Raw genomic sequence first — 21480 nt, forward strand, 5'->3', positions numbered from 1 at the left:
GATTCAGTGGCGATAGCTACGAGGCTCCACCTGTTCCCATCTCGAACACAGTAGTTAAGCTCGTAAACGCCGAAAGTACTTGGCTGGCGACGGCCTGGGAGGATAGGAAGCTGCTGATTGAAGAAATAAAAAAGCTCACCCTTATGGGTGGGCTTTTTTATTTTCCTGCTCGGCAGTTTCCTATCGAGCAGGTGTACCTCACCTAATTTAGCGTCATTATTTTTCTTGTATGTTGCTTCAATAGGGTATGCATAGGTTGTATATTGTTGTGTCTTAGGATTCCAGTCAAATACGCGGCAGATGGTTGCAGTTTTTTTAGTTTCGTTGTTAAGGTTCAAAATACTTTGAATGAAGAACACTACATGACCATTAGGTAATACTGTCACGCCTTCAGCACCACGGTTAGGTGTACGTTGGCTAGCGATTTTTGGTAGACCATTAGCAGGACTGAATTTTTCTATGATTTTACCGGATTTGTCTACTTTTATAATGAAAGGACCGTATTCATCACTAAGCCAGAAGTTGCCATCAGCATCAGGGGCGATACCCTCTGGATCAAGGCCATTTTCATCGTAACCAATCACTGTAATGTCAGTAGTGAGGGCTTTTTCATTGCTGCTACCTACTTGACCGGATGGGATAGGTAGACCAGTAACAGCAGTACCGTTTGGATTAAGGATTGGTTTAGAGGAAACAACAACGGCTTTGTTGTCTTTCAAAACGATAGTGGCAATTTGAGGTTTAAAATCAGGAGCTGGGAATATTTTGGACGGATATGTTTTATTGTTGTCCTTCACATTGAGACCGTCCAAATTTGGACCGCGGTCTGTTACCGACACCAAACGAATGGAACCATCCTTTTCATAGCCATCAAATGCCAGACCTGAACCGTAAGCTGTGTTCATTCCTTGCGGGAATTGAGATTTGTCGAGACTAGCATTTTGAATGTACTGCTCTGCACCCATAGTCAGTGGATACATTTGATAATTTGTTACAGTATTAGCACTGCCAAAACCTACACATAGAGTACCGATGATAGCGGATAGCAACATTTGTTTAGGTTTAATATTTGATGGGACTGAGAAATCTTTGGTAGATGGCGATGTAATGTATGATAAAATAGTAGTAATATTGTTTTGAAATTATGCATCAAATAGATGCCTAGTAGAAATGCTAGTCCTGTTTAGAAAGATAACCTTCCCCGTGGAGGTAGAGGCGATTATGTTTGTTACATTTCTTACCTTTATAGTGAATTTTGTGGTAGTGACGTGGATTTTACTATGGACCCAAACTGTATATCCATTTAAATTCCCTGAGTTGCTACAATTTATGCAATGGGCAGATATTCCTTATAATATTGGTAACACCAGCATGATTGTGGCAACGGTGATTTTGATGGTGCCCTTTATGTTGTCGCATACGAGACTTATGCAATATGTACTCGTTAAAACATTAGGGTGCCGCACGCCGAGCGCTGATGAACGTCAATATTTGGAACAAATTGTGGAGTTTCTTTGTCAGCGTTCTGGTGAAAGCCCCAATAAATACCATCTCTACGTCAAACGCGATGATACATTAAACGCTTTTGCGGTAGGACGAGATAATATCTGTGTTCACACAGGTCTACTAAACGTGATGAATGCACCACAAGTAGCAGCCATCGTGGCTCATGAAATGGGGCATATTCAAAATAATGATACCATCTACGGTGTTGGCTGTGGCGCTATCGCTTGGGCAGGGAATGGAGTGGTGCAACTGTATGTGACATTCATTCGAATTTTGAGTATCTTTGCATCCCTTCCCATTATTGGATGGCTCATCGCTATCATTATTCTCTTCGTGAATTTGCAATTGTGGGTGATGCAGTTCTTCCTCAATTTGCCACTGCAATTGATTGATATGTTCTCTAGTCGTCAAAACGAATATGCGGCCGATCGCTATGCCTGTGAAATTGGGCTAGGTCGTGAACTTTATGAGGGCCTAGCCATTTTGATGAAATTCTCTGGTGAAAGTAAAATGGGTTTCTTCTCTAATTTGATGAGCACTCATCCAGCAACACCAAAACGATTGGCTAGAATACAGGAGTATTTAAATGGGACTGTTTGATATATACTTTAAAAATAAATACGAAGTAGAAACAGAACTTTCCGTAGAAGAAATGAATGAGTTACTCACACAGGAAGTCGAGTTTTATGGGATATTTGAAGGGTAAAAGTGATCTGATGATATTTGATAAGCACGCCAATTTAAAGTATAAATATGGAAATAGACACTTTTGGGCTGAGGGATACTTTTGGGCTGAGGGATATTATGTATCAACAGTAGGACTAAATGAGGCTACAGTTAAAAAGTATATCGCTGAGCAGGAAATACATGGCAAGATGTCGGATAAAATTAGTATTAAAGAATATGAGGACCCTTTTAAGGGTGGCAAGTAGACAATATGCCCTTTAGGGTTTAGCTAAAGTGGCAAGGGCAATGTGGCTTGAACGAAGTGAAAGCCAGCGTCTTAAGGCGCTGGCCGGTAACTCAGGCTTATAGCCTGTGAGCAAACCACCCGTTAGACGGGTGGTCATGATTTTATCTATGGAGCGGGCGAAGGGAATCGAACCCTCCTCTCAAGCTTGGGAAGCTCGCATTCTACCGATGAACTACGCCCGCATAACGTGTTTATTTTATCATAGTTTTACTAGGATTTCTAGAGTGATAGGAAAAAGTTATTCGGAATGTGTAGAAAAAGTTACATAAATATTAGTCAAATAGATAAAATTCGATGTATAATATAGGTATCGGATAGAAACATTTGTGTATACATAGTGGATTTATTGGAAAAACACAAATTGATATGATAAAATAAATGTATAATAAATCTGAGAATTCAGCATATTTATCAAATGATTGTATGTATAGTTATGTAGGGGACATGAAATATGAACAGAGTAGTCCGAATTATTCATTCCGATTCTGCAGGTGGGATTTGTTTGCTCATTACTGCAATACTCGGGGTAATAGCAGCAAATTCTCCATTTGCACATCAGTATTTTGAATTATTAGAATTCCACATAGGGCCAATGCCACTGCTAGAGTGGGTAAATGATGCCCTGATGGCGATATTCTTCCTATTTGTGGGTATTGAAATTAAACGCGAAATGATTTGTGGTGAACTTAATACGAATGCAAAACGGTTTTTACCAGTGATTGCCGCTTGTGCTGGGGTATTAACACCAGCAGCAGTGTATTATTTGATTGCAGGTCATGATCCTGCATTTGTTCATGGTTGGGGGATTCCAACAGCCACTGATATTGCCTTTGCCATTGGCGTTATGACCATGCTAGGTGACAAAGTACCATCTGCTATGAAGGCATTTCTGTCAGCGTTAGCCGTAATTGATGACTTAATTGCCATTATTGTTATAGCTATTTTTTACGGTGGTGGCGTATCATTTCAGTTCTTATTGTATGCGGCCATCGTTACCGCCGTATTGGTATACTTAAATAAAAATGGTTATGTACGACCTGTTCCATATGCTGTATTAGGCTTTGTACTTTGGTATTGCGTATTAAAATCTGGTATACATGCTACCATTGCTGGTGTAATTCTTGCGATGACATTACCTGCTACTGGGGTACATCAAGGCAAGGAGGTAACACCTATGGCTGATTGGGATCATGCATTGGATAAATGGGTTACATTCCTTATTATTCCATTATTTGCCTTCTTTAATACGGGCGTATCCTTTGGTGATTTCACCGTGCAGGATTTATTCCATCCTGTAGTATTTGGTGTTATATTTGGTTTGTTGATTGGTAAACAATTGGGTATCTTCACAACTGTCTATGCTTTGGTAAAAGCTGGCGCTATCAAAATGCCAAACAATACAAAATGGATTCATGTATATGGTACATCCCTTGTATGTGGTATTGGTTTTACTATGAGTTTATTCGTAGCAGCTTTAGCTTTTGATCCTGGTATCGTTCAAGAACGAGCCAAAGTTGGTATTTTTATTGGCTCAATTCTATCTGGGGTAATAGGATATGCAGTTCTCGAGTTAGCTCATAAATTCCGTCATAAACATGATAAATTGGAACTTTCAAATTAGGATGACAAAGTTTTTACAATAGTAAAATTTATAGTAATTACCTATTGTAATATAATACATATGTGGCTTACACATTTGGTAAGATTTTTGATACTTGTTGGTAAGTTTAGAAAATACTATTTAATAATAATAGAATAGAGAAAGGAATTTGATGGAACGAATTTTTGTTTTTCTAAAATCTCCGTCAGCTGGTAGCGCTATTTTACTTGGTGCTACATTGATCGGTGTGTTGCTTGCTAATACAGCATTAGCAGCTCAATACTTTTCATTAATCCATATTCAGTTAGGGCCATTATCGGCTATTGAATGGGTAAATGATGCATTAATGGCAATCTTCTTCTTGTTTGTGGGGTTAGAAGTAAAACGTGAACTCGTAAGTGGAGAACTCAATACAAATGCTAAACGTATCATGCCTGGGATTGCAGCCCTTATGGGGGTTATTGTGCCAGCTGTTATTTATGCAATCATTGCTGGTGGGTCTGAGGAATATGCAAAAGGTTGGGCTATTCCAACAGCTACAGATATTGCCTTTGCCATTGGTGTTATTACATCATTGGGGTCTAAAGTACCAGTTGCTATGAAAGTATTCCTTACAGCGCTTGCGGTTATTGATGACTTGATGGCTATTGTTGTGATTGCTATATTCTATGCATCAGGCATTAATTTTTTGTTTTTATTTTTTGCAGCGGTAATTACTTGTTTATTGGTTTTAATTAATAAACAAGGCTATGTACGCCCTATGCCATATGCAATTTTAGGTGTGGTATTGTGGATATGTGTCCTAAAATCCGGTTTACATGCTACCATGGCTGGTGTTGTGCTCGCTATGACTATTCCTGAACAAGGTTTATTTGAAGGTAAAACAGTACGACCTATGACCCAATGGGAACATGGTTTATCTAACTGGGTAAGTTTCCTCATTGTACCAACATTTGCATTCTTTAATGCAGGCGTATCTTTTGCAGCCATTTCTATTGGAGATCTTACAAACCCTGTTGTAATTGGCGTTGCCACAGGCCTCGTAATTGGTAAACAAGTTGGCATATTTGGGGCTGTATTGTTAATGGTTAAAACTGGCCTTGTACCAATGCCTAGAAATACATCTTGGCTTCAAGTATATGGTACGGCGATTCTTTGTGGTATTGGTTTTACCATGAGTATCTTTGTATCTATTTTGGCATTTCCTCCAGGACAAGCCCAAGAAATGGCTAAGGCCGGTGTATTTATTGGGTCTTTAGTGTCTGCCCTTATTGGTTACATTATTTTGCGTGTTACTGGTAAATGGACTGAGTTAGGCGAAGAATTTGAAAGATAATAACTCTTTGAATTATGCTATATCTACAGTTTGTGGATAGGATAGCTAAAAAATTAGTACAGTCTGTTATATAAATAGTGCATAATACCCCTTACCATATATGGTAGGGGGTATTCGTATTATTGTCTTTAGACTGGTTCGCGATGTAATCGCGAATCATAAAACCACCCGCTATGCGGGTGCGGAAACGATAGTTATACTAAAAAATCACCTCTGAATCGTTATATAATGAAGGTGTTCAAGCCGCATTATATGCAAATAAAGAGGTGATTTCTATGGCGACAAAGGCACAAAGCCTAGCGCACACGAGATGGTTATGTAAATACCATATCGTATTTACTCCTAAGTATAGACGTAAAGCTATATTTAATCAATATCGAGAAAGTATTGGAGAAATACTTTCTCGATTATGTGAATACAAAGGAGTTAATATAATTGAAGGACATCTAATGATCGACCATGTTCATATGTTAGTGACGATTCCACCAAAAATATCAGTGTCGAGTTTTATGGGATATTTGAAGGGTAAAAGTGCTCTGATGATATTTGATAAGCACCCCAATTTAAAGTATAAATATGGAAATAGACACTTTGGGGCTGAGGGATATTATATATCAACAGTAGGACTAAATGAGGCTACAATTAAAAAGTATATCACTGAGCAGGAAATACATGACAAGATGTCGGATAAAATTAGTATTAAAGAATATGAGGACCCTTTTAAGGGTGGCAAGTAGACAATATGCCCTTTAGGGTTTAGCTAAAGTGGCAAGGGCAATGTGGCTTGAACGAAGTGAAAGCCAGCGTCTTAAGGCGCTGGCCGGTAACTCAGGCTTTATAGCCTGTGAGCAAACCACTCGTTAGACGGGTGGTCATGATTTTAATACAATCAATCAATATGTGGGAGAATAATTGCTAAAATTGAATGAAAGTGGTGCCAAAGCGCAACCTAAGGGGCCTAAATTTTGACTATTTCCCTAAAATAGTGTAAAATGACCCTATGAAAGGTATGAGGTGCTTATGTTGAAAAAATACTTATTAGCATTAGCCTTATGTATTCTCTGTGTTGGTATAACTACAACAGCTATGGCGGAAACCTTAGATAGAGGAAAAAGAGGCGATCAAGTACGTTATGTACAAGACCTATTAGTTACGCAAGGATATTTAGTTGATGAAGCAGATGGCGTGTTTGGTAATAATACTGAATATGCAGTGCGTGTATTCCAAAAAGAAAAGGGCTTAGATGTAGATGGACGTGTTGGTCCAGCAACTCTAGCTGCATTAGAAAAAAATCATAATAAATTTGCTAAGGAAGGCAAGAAAATTAAAAAGAGCGCAGGAGCACCTGATAGGTACTCCAAAGTATTAACCATGGAAGCTAGTGCATATAGCGCATATAATCCAGGTAATTCTTATTATACTGCTCGTGGCAATTTACTTTGTCGTGGGCTTGTATCTGTTGATCCAGATGTAATTTCATTAGGTACAGAATTATACATCGAAGGCTATGGTTATGCTGTAGCAGATGATACTGGCGGGGCCATTCGTGGTCACAAAATCGATTTAGCTGTGGATTCTTATGATGAAGCAATCCAATTTGGCCGTCGCGATGTAACAGTGTATGTATTGTAATAGGTAAAGTATTTGCGTAAACAATAGAATAAACCCCATTATCTCAATACTATGTTGAGATGGTGGGGTTTTTATATATCTGAACATTATCGATAAATTAATACATATCATTCATATTTTAATGGATAGTTAGCATTCATAGATGATATAATAAGACAGGATAAATAAGGTATATATATTATGATGTAGACTACATATATTTATTGGTATGTAGTTTTAGTGATGTGGAATAGAGGGCATGTATGGAAAAAGTACGTCGCGTAGAACGCATGGTAGCAATGACAAAACTTTTAGTGGACTCACCACAAAAATTAATTCCATTAAATTACTTTTGTGATTTCTTCGGCATTGCTAAATCGACCGTTAGCGAGGATTTAACTTGTGTACGTCAATCTATGGAACACTTCCAATTGGGTACATTAGAAACCGTTGCAGGAGCAACAGGAGGGGTACGTTTTATTCCTCATCGCAAAGGGCCACAGGCCAATGATATCTTGCAGGAGGTTCGCGAACGATTGACCGAACCCGATAGAATTATTCCTGGCGGATTTATTTATATGTCTGACATTTTATATGATTGGCATGTAATGACACGATTGGGCGAAATTATTATGACCCGGTTTATGAATCGTAAACCAGATTATATTTTGACCGTCGAAACAAAGGGAATTCCTCTAGCGGTTATGGTTGCCCGAGCTTTCAATAAACCCCTAGTTATTGCACGACGAGATAGCAAAGTAACTGAAGGGTCAGCGATTAGTATTAATTATGTCACCGGCTCATCGGGACGTATTCAAACGATGACATTGACGAAACGAGCAATTCCGGCTAATTCGAGAGTCCTTATTGTGGACGATTTTATGAAAGCTGGCGGTACGGCCAAGGGATTGATGGAACTAGTTGCTGAGATGAATGGTATCGTTGTAGGCACTGGTGTGTTGGTGGCCACAGAGCTACCAAATCCCAAACTCATTGATGATTATGAAGCGTTATTTACATTCCGTGGCATTAATGAAACTACAAAGGAAATTAACATTGAACCAGTATATGATTCCTAATTCTGTGGTTTAATCTATTTATATTATATAATAATGAAGATTATCAGGCTTATGATCAGGATACTAGAGACAAAGGTATGTTTATATAGGAGAGATACTATGAAACAATTAGCCGCATTAGTGTTGGCAGCCGGAAAAGGCACACGAATGAAATCTAAGTTACCAAAAGTACTACACAAAGTAGGTGGCAAAGCTATGGTGGAACGTGTCCTTGATACGGTACAAGATCTAGGAGTAGAACGTAATGTTGTCATCATTGGCTTCGGAGGCGAAGCTGTTCAAACCTATTTAGGTGAACGTGCAGAATTTGTAGTGCAAGCAGAGCAAAATGGTACAGGTCATGCTGTTAAAATGGTACAACCTGTATTGGGGCAATACGAAGGTACAGTATTATTGCTTTGTGGTGATACACCACTAGTGACAAAAGCTAGTTTAGAGGCTCTACTTGCAGAGCACGAATCTACTGGAGCAGCTGCAACGATTTTAACAGCCCATATGCCAGATCCAACTGGGTATGGTCGTATCATCCGTAATGCAGAAGGTCAAGTAGAACGAATTGTGGAACAAAAAGATGGCAAACCAGAGGAACTTGTGGTACAAGAAGTCAATACTGGTATGTACGCATTTGATAGTAAAAAATTATGGCCCTGCCTTGATCAATTATCCGCGGATAATGCACAAGGCGAATTGTATATTACAGATGTAGTAGGAATTCTAGTAAATGGAGGAGAGCGGGTGAGCGCGTATATGACTAAAGATTTTGAAGAGTCCCTTGGTGTTAACTCTCGTGTACAGTTAGCAGAGGCAGAATCTATTTTACGTCGTCGTAAAAATAAAGAATTGATGGATGCTGGTGTAACTATCATCGATCCTAATAATACCTATGTGGCACCAGAGGTTACGGTGGGGCCAGATACAATTTTACATCCTGGTACAGTACTTGAAGGTACTACTGTTATTGGCTCTAATTGTGAAATTGGACCACATACACGTTTAACAAATGTAATTGTTGGTGATGACAATGTAATTCACTTTACCTATGGACATGATTGTGAAATCAAAAATGGCGTAGATATTGGTCCATATGTACATTTAAGACCAAACACTGTTGTGGGGGACCAAGTACATATTGGTAACTTCGTAGAGGTGAAAAATAGTAATATTGGTACTGGTACAAAATTCCCACATCTTTCTTATATTGGCGATAGTGATGTTGGACCTGGTGTAAACATTGGTTGTGGTACTATCACTGTTAATTATGACGGTAAAGTAAAACATCGTACAACAATTAGTGAAGGCGCTTTTGTAGGCTGTAATAGTAACTTAGTGGCACCAGTAACCATCGGTAAATACAGCTATGTTGGTGCAGGATCTACGATTACTAAGGATGTTCCTGATCGTGCATTAGCCGTAGGTCGCGCTAAACAAATGGTGAAAGAAAATTGGGTTACTGACGAGACTTTCAAAAAGAAATAGGTCTCTGGAGCTAGTTTTCATTAATTAGCGGTACAATATATAGTTTTTGTACTTTCAGATTCATTTATAACAGTAGTTCATATTTCGTGTGATAAAGAGTTATAGGAAATTGGTCATTCCTTGCGATTTTTTGTAAAAATTTCCACACAAGATAGTAAAAATAGTATACAATAATAGAGCAATGAGGTGTTGTTGTATCATTTAGAGATAAGGTTATAGTCATAAATAACCGGTATGAGTACATGTATGAAAGGGTATCAAAATGGCATTTGAAGATGGCAAAAAGCTTAAGATTTTCACAGGTAATGCGAATCCAGCATTAGCAAAAGAAATTTGTGACTATTTAGGATTGCCTTTGGGTGAAGCATTTGTAGGTCGTTTCAATAATGGCGAAGTACAAATCATGATTGATGAAAGTGTACGTGGTAAAGATGTATTTATCATTCAGCCAACAAGTTACCCTGTAAATGATAATTTAATGGAATTGATGATCATGGCTGATGCATTACGTCGTGCGTCTGCTCGTCACATCACAGCTGTAGTTCCTTACTATGGTTATGCTCGTCAAGACCGTAAAACACGTGGTCGTGAACCAATTACTGCAAAATTAATTGCTAACTTATTACAAACATCTGGTATTACTCGTTTGGTAACAATCGATTTACATGCTGGTCAAATTCAAGGTTTCTTTGATGTACCAGTAGACCATTTGTTCGGTGCGTCCATTATCGCTAAATATATTAACGATAAAAAAATGGAAGATACTATTGTAGTATCCCCAGACTTGGGTGGCGTTACTCGTGCTCGTGATTTGGCTGACCGCATCGGTGCGCCTATCGCTATTATCGAGAAAAAACGTCCTGAACCAGGCGTGGCTAAAGTAATGAATTTGATTGGTAATGTAGAAGGTAAAAATTGCATTATCATCGACGATATCGTGGACACTGCAGGCTCCTTGGTAGAAGGTGCGAAAGCGTTGGAAGAATTTGGTGCAAAATCTGTTACTGCTTGTGTAACACATGCAGTATTAACAGATCCAGCAAGCGAACGTATTAGAAATTCTAACATCAAAGAGTTGATTGTTACTAATACAATTCCATTGCCAGAAAACTGCAATATTCCAAATATTACACAATTGTCTGTAGCTCCATTGTTGGGCGAAGCAATTATGCGTATCTTCCACGAAGTTTCTGTAAGCAACTTGTTCGATAAATAATAGGTGCGTTTTGAAATTAGTAGTAGGACTAGGTAATCCTGGTAGACAATATGAAGCAACAAAACATAATATCGGTTTTATGGTTATCGATGCTATTGCAGAGGCGGTAACGCATACTCCATGGCGCGAAGAACAAAAGGCCGAGGTATGTAGCTTTACATTAGATGGTGAAAAGATTTTGTTGGTGAAACCACAAACATTTATGAATGCTAGTGGTGAAGCTGTAGGACCGTTGATGCGGTATTATAAAATTGATCCATCCGATGTGTATTGTATCTATGATGATATGGATTTGCCAGTCGGTAAATTGCGCATTAGACCTAATGGTAGTTCTGGTGGTCATAATGGTATTAAATCTTTGATCGCTCATTTAGGAACGGAAAATTTTCCTCGGTTCCGTGTTGGCATCGGTCGACCATTACCACAATGGACAGTGGTCGATCACGTATTAGCACCATTTGGTGAAGATGTACAAGACAAGGTGGTAAAGGGAATCAAAGATACCACAAAGGCGCTGTTAGGGACCTTAGAGGTAGGAATCGATAAAGGAATGAATTTATATAATCCTAAAAAGAAACCTCGGCATTAATTGTATATAGAACATGTTAAAAGCATGAGTTCGAATATGAGCTCATGCTTTTTGTATTGGTATGTTAATATATTTCATTTGTGGTGGTACTTATACTAATACATTTGATTATGTATACAAGATACTTTTACAAAACTATTGAAATTATATAGATAAATATAGTATAGTATATTTATTAAGATTTAATTCTATAGAATATAGATTTAATGGTGACATTATTGTATTGTATATTTTAATACATCTGATCAAGAGCAGATGGTAAAGAAAGTGGGGGAGCCATATGAAGTTATTTAGCAAAAAAGCACTAGTTGTTGTATCTATGTGTATTGCTACAGCAATTGGTGTTGCTGGTTGTGGTGGTAGCGGCGGAAGCTCTGACAGTGGGACTAAAAAATTTGTAAATATTGCCACAGGTGGTACAGCGGGTACTTATTATCCTTTAGGTGGTGCGATTGCTGAAATTTTAAATAAAGCTATTCCAAATATGAATGCAAGTGCACAAAGTACTGGTGCTACTGTTGCCAATATTAATATGTTAAAAGATGGTTCTGTGGATATGGCTATCGTACAGAATGATATTGTATATTATGCAGCAAATGGTTTAGAAATGTTCAAAGATAAGAAGGTAACTAATCTTAGAGGTATTGCATCCTTATATCCTGAAACAGTTCAAATCGTTACATTGGCAGGTAGCAATATTACCTCTGTTGATCAACTCCGCGGTAAACGTGTAGCTGTAGGCGCTGCAGGTAGTGGTGCAGAAGCAAATGCACGTCAAATCTTAGAAGCCTATGGATTAACATACAATGATATTAATCCACAATATTTATCTTTCGGCGAAGCTGCTAGTGCTTTAAAAGATAATAATATTGATGTCGCTTTTGTAACAGCTGGTGCTCCTACTGCAGCTATCCAAGATATTGCAGCATCCAATAAAGTAGCGTTAGTTCCATTGGCTGGTGATAAAGTTGATCAATTGATTCAAAAATACCCTTACTATGCCAAACAAACAATTCCTGCAGGTACATATGCTGGTATCGATAATCCAATCGATGGTGTAGCTGTTAAAGCTGTTCTTGTTGTAAGCGATAAAGTAGATGATAGCCTTGGCTATGAAATTACTAAATCCATCTTCAGTAATTTGGATCGTTTGACTGCAGCTCATGCAGTAGGCAAATTAATCCAAAAAGCAACTGCTACAGAAGCAATGCCAATTCCTCTAAACCCAGGGGCTGAAAAATTCTACAATGAAAAATAATTTTGGCCAAAGTGTAGGTAAAGGCCGACTCCTTATTGGAGTCGGCCTTATCCTTCTTATTACAGGTTTGTTAGCAAGTATTATATGGTTTTTGTTGCGACCATGCCTATATATTACTTCTGATAAACATGTATTTTATAATCAACCTGTAACAACAGGCAAGACCTTTTCTACCCAATTTATTCATTCTGTGCAGAAGACCCCAGTATTGGAAAACTTTGTGGTAGATGTGGAACATAAAGAGATTATTTTAGACTCTACAAAATATAAATCATTTGCTGTAGGATTGCCTTTTTTAAAAAGTGATGGAGCATTTCAGCTGAATGATGGCTATTTTTTAATGGAACATATGGATCGACATTTTCCATCTATAACTATGCGGACTGGAATAGGTACAAAATTAACATTGTTTATTGATGGTGAAGAAATTCGTTTTTATGAAGCTATACCTGATGGTACAGCCATACAGTTTTATATAGCTCCATATTACGAGCGTTTTTTTAATTAGAAAGGGGGACCGATGATGGATAATAAAGACTTGAATAAAGAAAGTTTAGGACTAGAAGAACATGAGGCAGAAACCATTAAAGAGTCTCTAAAAGAGTTGGAAAATGAAAGTATTGTAAAACAATATGTTGGAATTATTGCGAAATTTATATCCATTTTCGCTATTTGTTTTTCCATATTTCATATTTATACTGGTATTTTTGGTTTATTAGATGCACAGTTGCAAAGAGCCGTTCATTTGAGCTTTGGTCTAGTGCTTGTATTTATATTGTATCCTAGTAGAAAAGCGTGGAGACATGATCATAAACTTCACATTCCGGATCTTATCTTGGCTATTTTAGCTGGTTTATCACCACTTTACATTGTTACACAATATCAAGAACTTGTAATGCGTGCTGGTGCTATGACTGATATGGATTTAGCAATTGGTATATTAGGCGTAGTCCTTGTTATTGAAGCAGCACGACGCGTTGTAGGCCTTCCTATCGTATGTGTTGTGTTATTCTTCTTGGCATATGCCTTCCTTGGTCCCTATGCACCAGGGATTCTTGCTCATAGAGGATTGACAATGAGTCAATTAATAGGGCACTTGTATTTTACAACTGAAGGGGTATTTGGTATTCCTTTAGGTGTATCCGCTACATTTATATTCCTATTCATTTTGTTTGGTGCGTACCTAGAATCTACTGGGTTAGGCCAATTCTTTATCGATTTGGCTAATGCTTTAGCTGGTTGGGCTCGTGGTGGCCCAGCGAAAGTTGCCGTGTTATCTAGTGGCTTAATGGGGACCGTATCTGGCAGTTCCGTTGCTAATGTAGCTGGGACAGGTAGCTTTACCATCCCTATGATGAAAAAATTGGGATATAACAAAAACTTTGCTGGTGCAGTAGAGGCTGCATCATCTACAGGTGGTCAGTTGATGCCACCAATTATGGGAGCTGCGGCTTTCTTGATGGCAGAATTCGTTGGCATTCCATACATGGAAATTGTAAAAGCGGCAACAATTCCCGCCTTATTGTATTTCCTTGGCATTTGGTTAGGAACACATTTTGAAGCTCGCAAAAACAATTTACAAGGTATTCCAAGAGATTTATTACCAAAGTCGTGGGTTATTTTTAAAGAACGTGGTCATTTGGCAATTCCTTTAGTGGTAATTGTATATTTACTCGTTGTTGGCTATACACCAATGCGTGCGGCATTGATGGGGATTTTCCTCTCTGTAGTAGTAGCGATGTTCCGTAAAAATACACGTTTAACATGGCGCCAAATTGTATTTGGCCTAGAAGCTGGTGCTAGAGGTGCTCTTGGTGTATTAGTGGCTTGTGCAGCAGCTGGTATTATTATTGGTGTAGTAACAAAAACTGGTGTAGGTTTAAAATTAGCATCTGCTTTGATTGACTTTTCTGGTGGTGTATTAATTCTTATGCTTGGTTGTGTTATGTTGACTTCTATTTTATTAGGGATGGGTGTTCCAACGACAGCAAACTATGTTATTACATCTACTGTAGCGGCTCCTGCATTGGTACAAATGGGCGTACCAATTTTGGCGGCTCATATGTTTGTGTTCTATTTTGGTATTGTGGCTGACGTTACGCCACCAGTAGCATTGGCTGCCTTTGCGGGCGCTGCCATTAGTGGTGGTAATCCATTACGAACTGGGGTAGAGGCCTCAAAATTGGCTATTGGGGCATTTTTGATTCCATACATTTTTGTGTATAATCCAGAGATGTTGATGATTAATGCTACACCACTCAACTTGTTATCTGTAACAGTAACAGCTATTATTGGTATGGCTGGTGTTAGTGCTGCTATGATTGGGTTCTATATTACAAAATCCTCTTGGTGGGAACGTATTCTTATGTTAGCTGGTGGTTTAATGTTAATTAACCCTGGTTCTTTAACAGATATTACTGGGTTAGTGATATTAGCATTAATTACACTATATCAATGGCGGAAAAATAAATCTGCTGAAGCTGTTGTTGAATAAGTAAAGTTTAATTAAATACAGGTCCTATACTATATGTTGAGGAATCCTAATATGTACTATGGAATGTAAATAAACCCCAAAGGAGGTAATAGTCATTTTGCTATTACCTCCTTTTTGGTATAATTTTATATTAGAACATTTATGAATTTGGAGTTCTAGTGAATTAAGCTTGAGCTCTCATTAATATAATAAATATAGGATTACTAATGAATCAGGATAAAATGCCTTTTGTTGAGGCTTTAGAAAATTATAAAAATGAACATTTCGTGCCGTTCCATACACCGGGTCATAAAATTGGACATCGTGCTCCGTCACTCTTAACAGAGTGGATGGGACCTGCGTTGCCCTATGATTTAGGTGTTATGTATGCCTTAGACGATTTACATGAGCCAGAGGGGTGTTTAAAGGAAGCGCAAGACTTGGCAGCCGAACTATATGGTGCGGCTCAGTGCTGGTTCTCTGTTAATGGTACGACGGGCCTCATCGAGGCTATGATTATGTCCGTAGTAGGTCCAGGGGATACTATTATTATTCCCCGTGAAGCACATCGTTCTGTCATGAGCGGACTTGTATTATCTGGAGCTAAACCAGTGTACCTGGACTGTCGGTTTGATGTTAATTGGGGGGTGCCACTGGGGGCAAGTGTAGAGAATGTTGTAGAAACACTAGAAGCTCATCCCGAGGCGAAAGCCATTTTGCTGGTGTATCCTAATTATTATGGTATTGGTGTCGATCTGGAACGTATTGTGGTGGAGGCCCATAACCGTGGTGTTATTGTTTTGGTGGATGAGGCCCACGGACCTCATTTGCCATTTTCAGCGCGTTTACCTCGGGAGGCCCTTGAATTTGGTGCTGATCTTGTGGCACAGAGTACGCATAAATCTGTAGGGGCCCTAACACAAACATCGATGCTCTTCGGTCAAGGAAATCTCATTGATTATCGTCGTGTTACGCAAATGCATCAGATGTTACAAAGTACAAGTCCTAATTACATTTTTCTCGCCTCTCTTGATATGGCCCGTCATCAATTGGCGATGAATGGTGAAAGTATCGTCAATGAGACAGTAAATTTAGCTCTACAATTACGTCGGGAATTAGCAGAGATTCCTGGTATCCGAATTATGGACTATTCCAGTAATACGATTGTAATCGATGATATAAATTGCCAAAGTACAAGTGCTTCATCTACTAACGCAGCTAATTATGATGTAACAAAGGTCCTCATTGATGCTCGTGATTTGGGGTTAACAGGGGTGGAATTTGAAAAATTACTCCGCCTAGAACACATCGAGGTGGAGCTTGTACAAGCGCATCATGTATTGGTGCTTATCACCATTGGAGATTCTCAGGATAGTATTCGCGCTTTGGTAGAGGTAGTACGTCATGTGAGCGAAACTATTTTGCAATCGTCTGAGGATGGCAAAGAAATGTTGAGAAGCATGGACATCCCAAATGGAACTAGTGGTGTAAACGAAAATGAAACTTTTGGTGTAAAACAAGATTCAAATAGTAATCTAAAACATGATACGAGTAGTATTGAGGATACACAGTATCTACCTATACCTGAAGTGGTACTTTCACCACGACAGGCATTATATAGTGAACGTGAGCGTATAGCTATCGCTGAGTCATATGGACGCATAAGCGGGGAAACTATCAGTTATTATCCACCGGGCATTCCATTTGTAGGTGTAGGCGAACGAATTACCCCAGACGTGTTACAATATATAGAGATGAAACAATCACAAGGATATATTCCCAATGGTGCCGATGATGCGAGTTTAGAGACATTGTGGGTGATTAAATATTTAAGGTGAAATTACTAGTCACCTGATTTGTGCTAATTAGATGAATTTAATTGGTTATTTGCAAAATGGGTGGCGGAGATAAACAAGTTTAACCTAGTTATGAGGAGATACTATGGGAATATTAATTATTCTAGAGGGCGGCGATGGCAGCGGTAAGGCTACGCAAACAGCGCGATTGAAAGAGCGCCTTGTCCAAGAAGGATATCGGGTAAAGGCTGTAAGTTTTCCTAATTATGATAGTGGGGCGGCTATGCCTATCAAAATGTACTTGGCTGGTGAATTTGGTAAGGATGCGAGCGATGTGAATCCTTATGTGGCGAGCTCCATGTATGCTATTGATCGTTTTGCATCATTCCGCCAAGATTGGCAAGAATTTTATGAACAAGGTGGCATTATTTTGGCAGATCGCTATACGACATCCAATATGGTACATCAAATGGTGAAATATACAAATGCTACAGAGCGTACGGCATTTTTAGATTGGCTAGAGGATTTTGAATTTGGTAAATTTGAATTACCTCGTCCTGATGCGGTGTGTTTGCTCGATGTGCCTCTGGCTACTAGTGAGGCCTTGATGGCTGAGCGTAAGGGAAAAACCGGCGGTGAAACGGGCGATATTCACGAGAAAGATCGTCATCATTTAGCGGCTGTTCATGGTGCTTATGATGAACTAGTAAATCGTTATGGATGGCATCGTATTGCTTGTACTGAGGCACAAGCAGCGGATACAGTACCACAAATGCGATCTGTTGAAAGTATTCATGATGATGTGTATTCCATTGTGATGCAGATCATTAAAAGCAATGTATAGTTCTTGACATCATCTAGTAAAGTTCATAGGATGTTTACTAACATTGTTGCTAAGCTATATTCATAGGGATATAGTATATAGTTATTCTTTTAAAATATAGGCTTTTCCTGTATAATATAAACGTTAAGCATATCTAGTAGGACGATGAAATAGGAGGCTTTGATGGGATATTTTGATACCGTCATTGGACAAGATACAATCAAAGAGCAATTAACTGAACTCGTTCAGCGCCAAGTATTGCCACATAGCTTGTTATTCTATGGGGAATCAGGCCTAGGAAAACTAGATATGGCTTTTGGTCTAGCCTCGACATTAGTAGGGAGACCAGTGTTTTCCTCTCATAAAGGGCATGCCTATTTGGAACAAACCGCTGAGGCTCGTTTGGCTAATGGGGAATCACAAAAGAAAATTGATGCAGAGGGCTTGCCTCTCTACATGGATAAGGGCGATGTATTCTGGCTGCGGCCGATGAAACAGACTCTTAAGGTGGAGCAGTGGTATTCCTTACTACAGGACCATCTGAATGTGGCTGGTAATGGCAACCGAGTGGTCATTGTTGAGGACTTTCACACGGCTAATGCCATTATGGCGAACGCTATGTTGAAAACCATAGAGGAACCGCCTAGCCAGGTGTATTTCATCATTGTGACGGACAAAATTAATACCGTGTTGCCCACTATTGTATCTCGATGCATGGGCGTAGCATTCCGGGCCGTCGATGATGACAGTATCCGCCAAGCCCTTATGAAAGAGGGTATAACACATAATATAGATCAGGCCTTGTTAACAGGCCATGGAAATCCAGCCTTGGTACGTCAATTGGCAGAGGAGCAAAATATTGCCATGCTCGATTTGGCCATTAAGGTGATGGATGCGCTAGCCTATGAAAATCGATGGTTTACATTGATTTCCTTGTGGACAGAACAACTATCTCGCGAGGATCTTGGTGAATTACTCCATTGGTTGCGTCTCGTTGGACGCGATATGCTAGCTCTAAAAAATGGGGCTACCCAGGCAGAATTACAATTGCCTACAAAGACCGTTCAATTAACAAAACTATTATCTCGGTGGAGCACAAAGGCTCTCGCTCGTATCGTTCCAGAAACGCTACAGGCGGAATCGGCTCTCCGTTTACATATCAAGACAGCTCTTGTGATGGATGGCATAAGTATTGCCCTTCACAAAGCTCGACAGGAGGATTAGATGGTAACCATCGTTGGTGTACGCTTTAAAAAAGCGGGTAAAATATATTACTTCCTGCCAGATACATTTTCATTAGCAGCTGGAGATGGCGTGATTGTAGAAACAGCACGTGGTCTTGAATTTGGTACCGTTGTCATTGGACCAAAGGACGTTAAAGAAGATACACTGGCAACACCGCTTAAAAGCGTTGTTCGTAAGGCTACAGAAAAAGATCTCAAACAAATTGAGAAAAACAAAGAGCGCGAAGAAAAGGCTTTCGATATTTGTTTGGAAAAAATCGAAAAGCGTAAATTACCGATGAAGTTAATCAATGTAGAATATACATTTGATATGAATAAAATTATTTTCTTCTTTACTGCGGACGGACGCATTGATTTCCGTGAGCTCGTAAAAGATTTAGCGACGGTATTCCGTACGCGTATTGAGTTACGCCAAGTTGGTGTACGTGATGAAGCAAAGGTTCTTAATGGTATTGGCGCTTGTGGTCGGCCATTATGTTGTGCTAATTTCCTTGGTGATTTCACACCTGTATCTATTCGTATGGCGAAGGATCAAAACTTGAGTTTGAATCCTACTAAAATCTCTGGTGTATGTGGACGCTTGATGTGCTGCCTCAATTATGAAGATGATTTGTACAAAAAAGGTGGCGACTTGTATGTGAAAAAAGAACATACCCAAGCACCACGAGATGTGGAACCACCAGGGATTGGTAAGGAAGTCGTTACTGATGAAGGTATCGGCAAAGTGTTGCGTATTAATTACAACAAGCATACTGTTAAGGTTCAATTGGAGGCCGGTCGTACCATCGATTTGAAATGGTCTGAAGTGGCATTACCTGATGAGTGAATATAATTTAGAGCGCTTGGATGATTTAATCATTGATAATATGAAAATCTATCAACGAACAGATCAATTCCGATTCTCTATAGATGCTATTCTACTGGCTCACTTCCCGAAGTATAAGGGAAAAGGTCGTTATGTAGAATTAGGAACGGGCACTGGGGTGATTCCATTAGTAGCTACGAGCCTTGGAGCCGGTCATGTAACGGGGATAGAAATCAACCCCGTTACAGCCGAACTGGCAGAGAGAAGTGTGCGGTACAATCATAAAGAACAACAAGTTGAAATTATCTGTTGTGACTATCGGACTATGACGTTACAAGCGTTGAAATCAGGTGGTCAATCATTGGATGAATCGTGTTCAATAGATACAAACAGTCAAGCAGAAAAAAGAAATGTACCAGATAATCTTCCCTTTGACGGTGTCCTCATCAATCCTCCTTATTATGGAACAAATACCGGTCATGTGTCGGTGAGTTCTGATGTGGCTAAGGCCTTACATGAAGGGACAACGATGCTCGGTGAAGCATTAGAGTCTGCTAAAAAACTTGTGAAGTTTCGTGGTTATTGTTGGATGATTTATACCGCAGAGCGGTTGGCCTATGCGTTAGATCAGCTCAAGTTACAACAGTTTGAAGTGAAGCGAATGCGGTTTGTACATAGCTTTCACCATAGTGAGGCAAAATTAGTTCTCATTGAGGCCATGCAAGGTGGCAAGCCAGGCATGACGGTGGAAGCACCATTAGTAATTTATAAAGAACAGAATGTGTACAGCGAGGAGGTGGCTAGTTGGTATGGCCGATAATACTAGAGGTACACTCTATTTAGTGCCGACGCCGATTGGCAATCTCGAGGATATGACCTATCGGGCGGTACGCATTTTAAATGAGGTAGATGCCATTGCTGCGGAGGATACTCGGCACACAGGCATATTGCTGAAACATTTTGACATTCAAAAACCGCTCATTTCCTACCATGAACATAACAAGGAGGAAAAGGGCGGTTATATCATGGACCTCCTGGAACAAGGACAGTCCATTGCGTGCGTTAGTGATGCGGGGATGCCGGCCATTTCTGATCCTGGCGCAGACCTAGTGACCCGCGCCATTGAGAGGGGAATAGACATTGTGCCATTACCGGGATGTAATGCAGCGCTCACTGCACTCATTGCATCGGGGCTTGATACGAAACAATTTACCTTCTTTGGTTTTTTACCAAAACGAGGGAAACATCGCATCGAGGCCTTGGAGGCGATGGCGAAACAAACGGGAACACTCATGCTCTATGAGGCTCCACACCGTTTGAAAGAGGTTCTCACGGATATGCATTCCGTCCTAGGCAATCGACAAATCGTTGTCGCTCGCGAGGTGACGAAGAAATTTGAAACCTTCTTGCGCACTGATTTAGGGGCCCTCGTGGAGGATCTCGAACAAATCACCTATAAGGGTGAATTTGTGCTTTTAATCGGAGGCTGTGACACTGTGGAACAGTATGATGATGAAAGCAACGAAGCAGAACCTGTATCCTATGAGGAAGCAGTGCAAGCCTTGGTTGACCAGGGCATACCTAAAAAAGAAGCCATTCGAGAAGTGGCAAAGCGTTTTGGCGTTTCTCGTCGAGACGTATATAATGTAGTAGAAAGACAGTAATTGATTTTCTCATTCGAAAATCACAGAGGAG

General features: G+C 39.6%; 18 protein-coding genes, 1 tRNA gene, 1 rRNA gene and 2 pseudogenes. 20 read left to right on the top strand and 2 right to left on the bottom strand.

Features of this window, described 5'->3' with window-relative positions; all coding sequences use genetic code 11:
* Positions 1-2 precede the first annotated feature (2 nt).
* Positions 3-119 (top strand): 5S ribosomal RNA (gene rrf, locus RVY80_RS04660).
* A 72-nt stretch (positions 120-191) separates the two neighbouring features.
* On the opposite strand, the pseudogene RVY80_RS10210 reads toward rrf, so the two are convergent.
* Positions 192-1052 (bottom strand): annotated as a pseudogene (locus RVY80_RS10210) (esterase-like activity of phytase family protein); the annotation flags it as partial.
* A 169-nt stretch (positions 1053-1221) separates the two neighbouring features.
* On the opposite strand from RVY80_RS10210, the gene RVY80_RS04665 reads away from it, so the two are divergent.
* Both RVY80_RS04665 and RVY80_RS04670 read left to right on the top strand, forming a co-directional pair.
* Entirely contained in the window at positions 1222-2106 is an 885-nt protein-coding gene (locus RVY80_RS04665) for a M48 family metalloprotease (protein ID WP_317329809.1), read from the top strand.
* 77 nt (positions 2107-2183) lie between these two features.
* Positions 2184-2438 (top strand): annotated as a pseudogene (locus RVY80_RS04670) (transposase); the annotation flags it as partial.
* 149 nt (positions 2439-2587) lie between these two features.
* On the opposite strand, the gene RVY80_RS04675 reads toward RVY80_RS04670, so the two are convergent.
* Positions 2588-2661 (bottom strand) — tRNA-Gly (locus RVY80_RS04675).
* Between the two features lie 269 nt (positions 2662-2930).
* Here RVY80_RS04675 and nhaA (RVY80_RS04680) point away from each other — a divergent pair.
* The 17 genes from nhaA (RVY80_RS04680) (at position 2931) to rsmI (ending at position 21449) form a co-directional block, all read left to right on the top strand.
* Entirely contained in the window at positions 2931-4100 is a 1170-nt protein-coding gene (gene nhaA, locus RVY80_RS04680; RefSeq protein ID WP_295194102.1) for a Na+/H+ antiporter NhaA, read from the top strand.
* Positions 4101-4251: 151 nt separating this feature from the next.
* Complete coding sequence (gene nhaA / locus RVY80_RS04685; protein ID WP_317329810.1) at positions 4252-5415, top strand: Na+/H+ antiporter NhaA; 1164 nt, start codon at positions 4252-4254, stop codon at positions 5413-5415.
* 275 nt (positions 5416-5690) lie between these two features.
* A complete protein-coding gene (gene tnpA / locus RVY80_RS04690) occupies positions 5691-6152 on the top strand; it encodes an IS200/IS605 family transposase (RefSeq protein WP_317329811.1) in 462 nt (153 codons plus the stop codon).
* Positions 6153-6435: 283 nt separating this feature from the next.
* Positions 6436-7047: a peptidoglycan-binding protein gene (locus RVY80_RS04695; protein ID WP_317329812.1), complete on the top strand. Its 612-nt coding sequence runs from the start codon at positions 6436-6438 to the stop codon at positions 7045-7047.
* A 242-nt stretch (positions 7048-7289) separates the two neighbouring features.
* Entirely contained in the window at positions 7290-8105 is an 816-nt protein-coding gene (gene purR, locus RVY80_RS04700; RefSeq protein ID WP_295189037.1) for a pur operon repressor, read from the top strand.
* A 99-nt stretch (positions 8106-8204) separates the two neighbouring features.
* On the top strand, positions 8205-9581 hold the full coding sequence (gene glmU / locus RVY80_RS04705; protein WP_317329813.1) for a bifunctional UDP-N-acetylglucosamine diphosphorylase/glucosamine-1-phosphate N-acetyltransferase GlmU: 1377 nt from the start codon (positions 8205-8207) through the stop codon (positions 9579-9581).
* Between the two features lie 262 nt (positions 9582-9843).
* On the top strand, positions 9844-10797 hold the full coding sequence (locus tag RVY80_RS04710; protein WP_295189043.1) for a ribose-phosphate diphosphokinase: 954 nt from the start codon (positions 9844-9846) through the stop codon (positions 10795-10797).
* A gap of 10 nt (positions 10798-10807) precedes the next feature.
* Entirely contained in the window at positions 10808-11386 is a 579-nt protein-coding gene (pth, locus tag RVY80_RS04715; protein ID WP_295189046.1) for an aminoacyl-tRNA hydrolase, read from the top strand.
* A gap of 280 nt (positions 11387-11666) precedes the next feature.
* Complete coding sequence (locus RVY80_RS04720; protein WP_317329814.1) at positions 11667-12644, top strand: TAXI family TRAP transporter solute-binding subunit; 978 nt, start codon at positions 11667-11669, stop codon at positions 12642-12644.
* Positions 12634-13152, top strand: coding sequence for a DUF1850 domain-containing protein (locus RVY80_RS04725; protein WP_295189052.1), 519 nt, complete (start codon positions 12634-12636; stop codon positions 13150-13152). The genes RVY80_RS04720 and RVY80_RS04725 overlap by 11 nt, the downstream gene beginning before the upstream one ends.
* A gap of 15 nt (positions 13153-13167) precedes the next feature.
* Positions 13168-15138, top strand: coding sequence for a TRAP transporter permease (locus RVY80_RS04730; protein WP_317329815.1), 1971 nt, complete (start codon positions 13168-13170; stop codon positions 15136-15138).
* A gap of 206 nt (positions 15139-15344) precedes the next feature.
* Complete coding sequence (locus RVY80_RS04735) at positions 15345-16955, top strand: aminotransferase class I/II-fold pyridoxal phosphate-dependent enzyme (protein WP_317329816.1); 1611 nt, start codon at positions 15345-15347, stop codon at positions 16953-16955.
* 103 nt (positions 16956-17058) lie between these two features.
* Positions 17059-17757 carry a dTMP kinase gene (locus RVY80_RS04740; protein WP_295189061.1) on the top strand — a complete coding sequence of 233 codons (699 nt, stop codon included), beginning with the start codon at positions 17059-17061 and terminating at the stop codon, positions 17755-17757.
* Positions 17758-17919: 162 nt separating this feature from the next.
* A complete protein-coding gene (locus tag RVY80_RS04745) occupies positions 17920-18960 on the top strand; it encodes a hypothetical protein (RefSeq protein ID WP_317329817.1) in 1041 nt (346 codons plus the stop codon).
* Positions 18961-19806, top strand: a complete 846-nt coding sequence (locus RVY80_RS04750) for a PSP1 domain-containing protein (protein WP_295193388.1) — start codon at positions 18961-18963, stop codon at positions 19804-19806.
* On the top strand, positions 19799-20605 hold the full coding sequence (locus RVY80_RS04755; protein WP_317329818.1) for a tRNA1(Val) (adenine(37)-N6)-methyltransferase: 807 nt from the start codon (positions 19799-19801) through the stop codon (positions 20603-20605). The genes RVY80_RS04750 and RVY80_RS04755 overlap by 8 nt, the downstream gene beginning before the upstream one ends.
* The gene (gene rsmI / locus RVY80_RS04760) at positions 20595-21449 is read left to right on the top strand and encodes a 16S rRNA (cytidine(1402)-2'-O)-methyltransferase (RefSeq protein ID WP_295189072.1); all 855 of its coding nucleotides are present in this window, start codon (positions 20595-20597) and stop codon (positions 21447-21449) included. Before RVY80_RS04755 ends, rsmI begins: the two co-directional genes overlap by 11 nt.
* The last annotated feature ends 31 nt before the right edge of the window (positions 21450-21480 follow it).

This window comes from Veillonella absiana, from assembly GCF_032970865.1.
Taxonomy (GTDB): domain Bacteria; phylum Bacillota; class Negativicutes; order Veillonellales; family Veillonellaceae; genus Veillonella; species Veillonella absiana.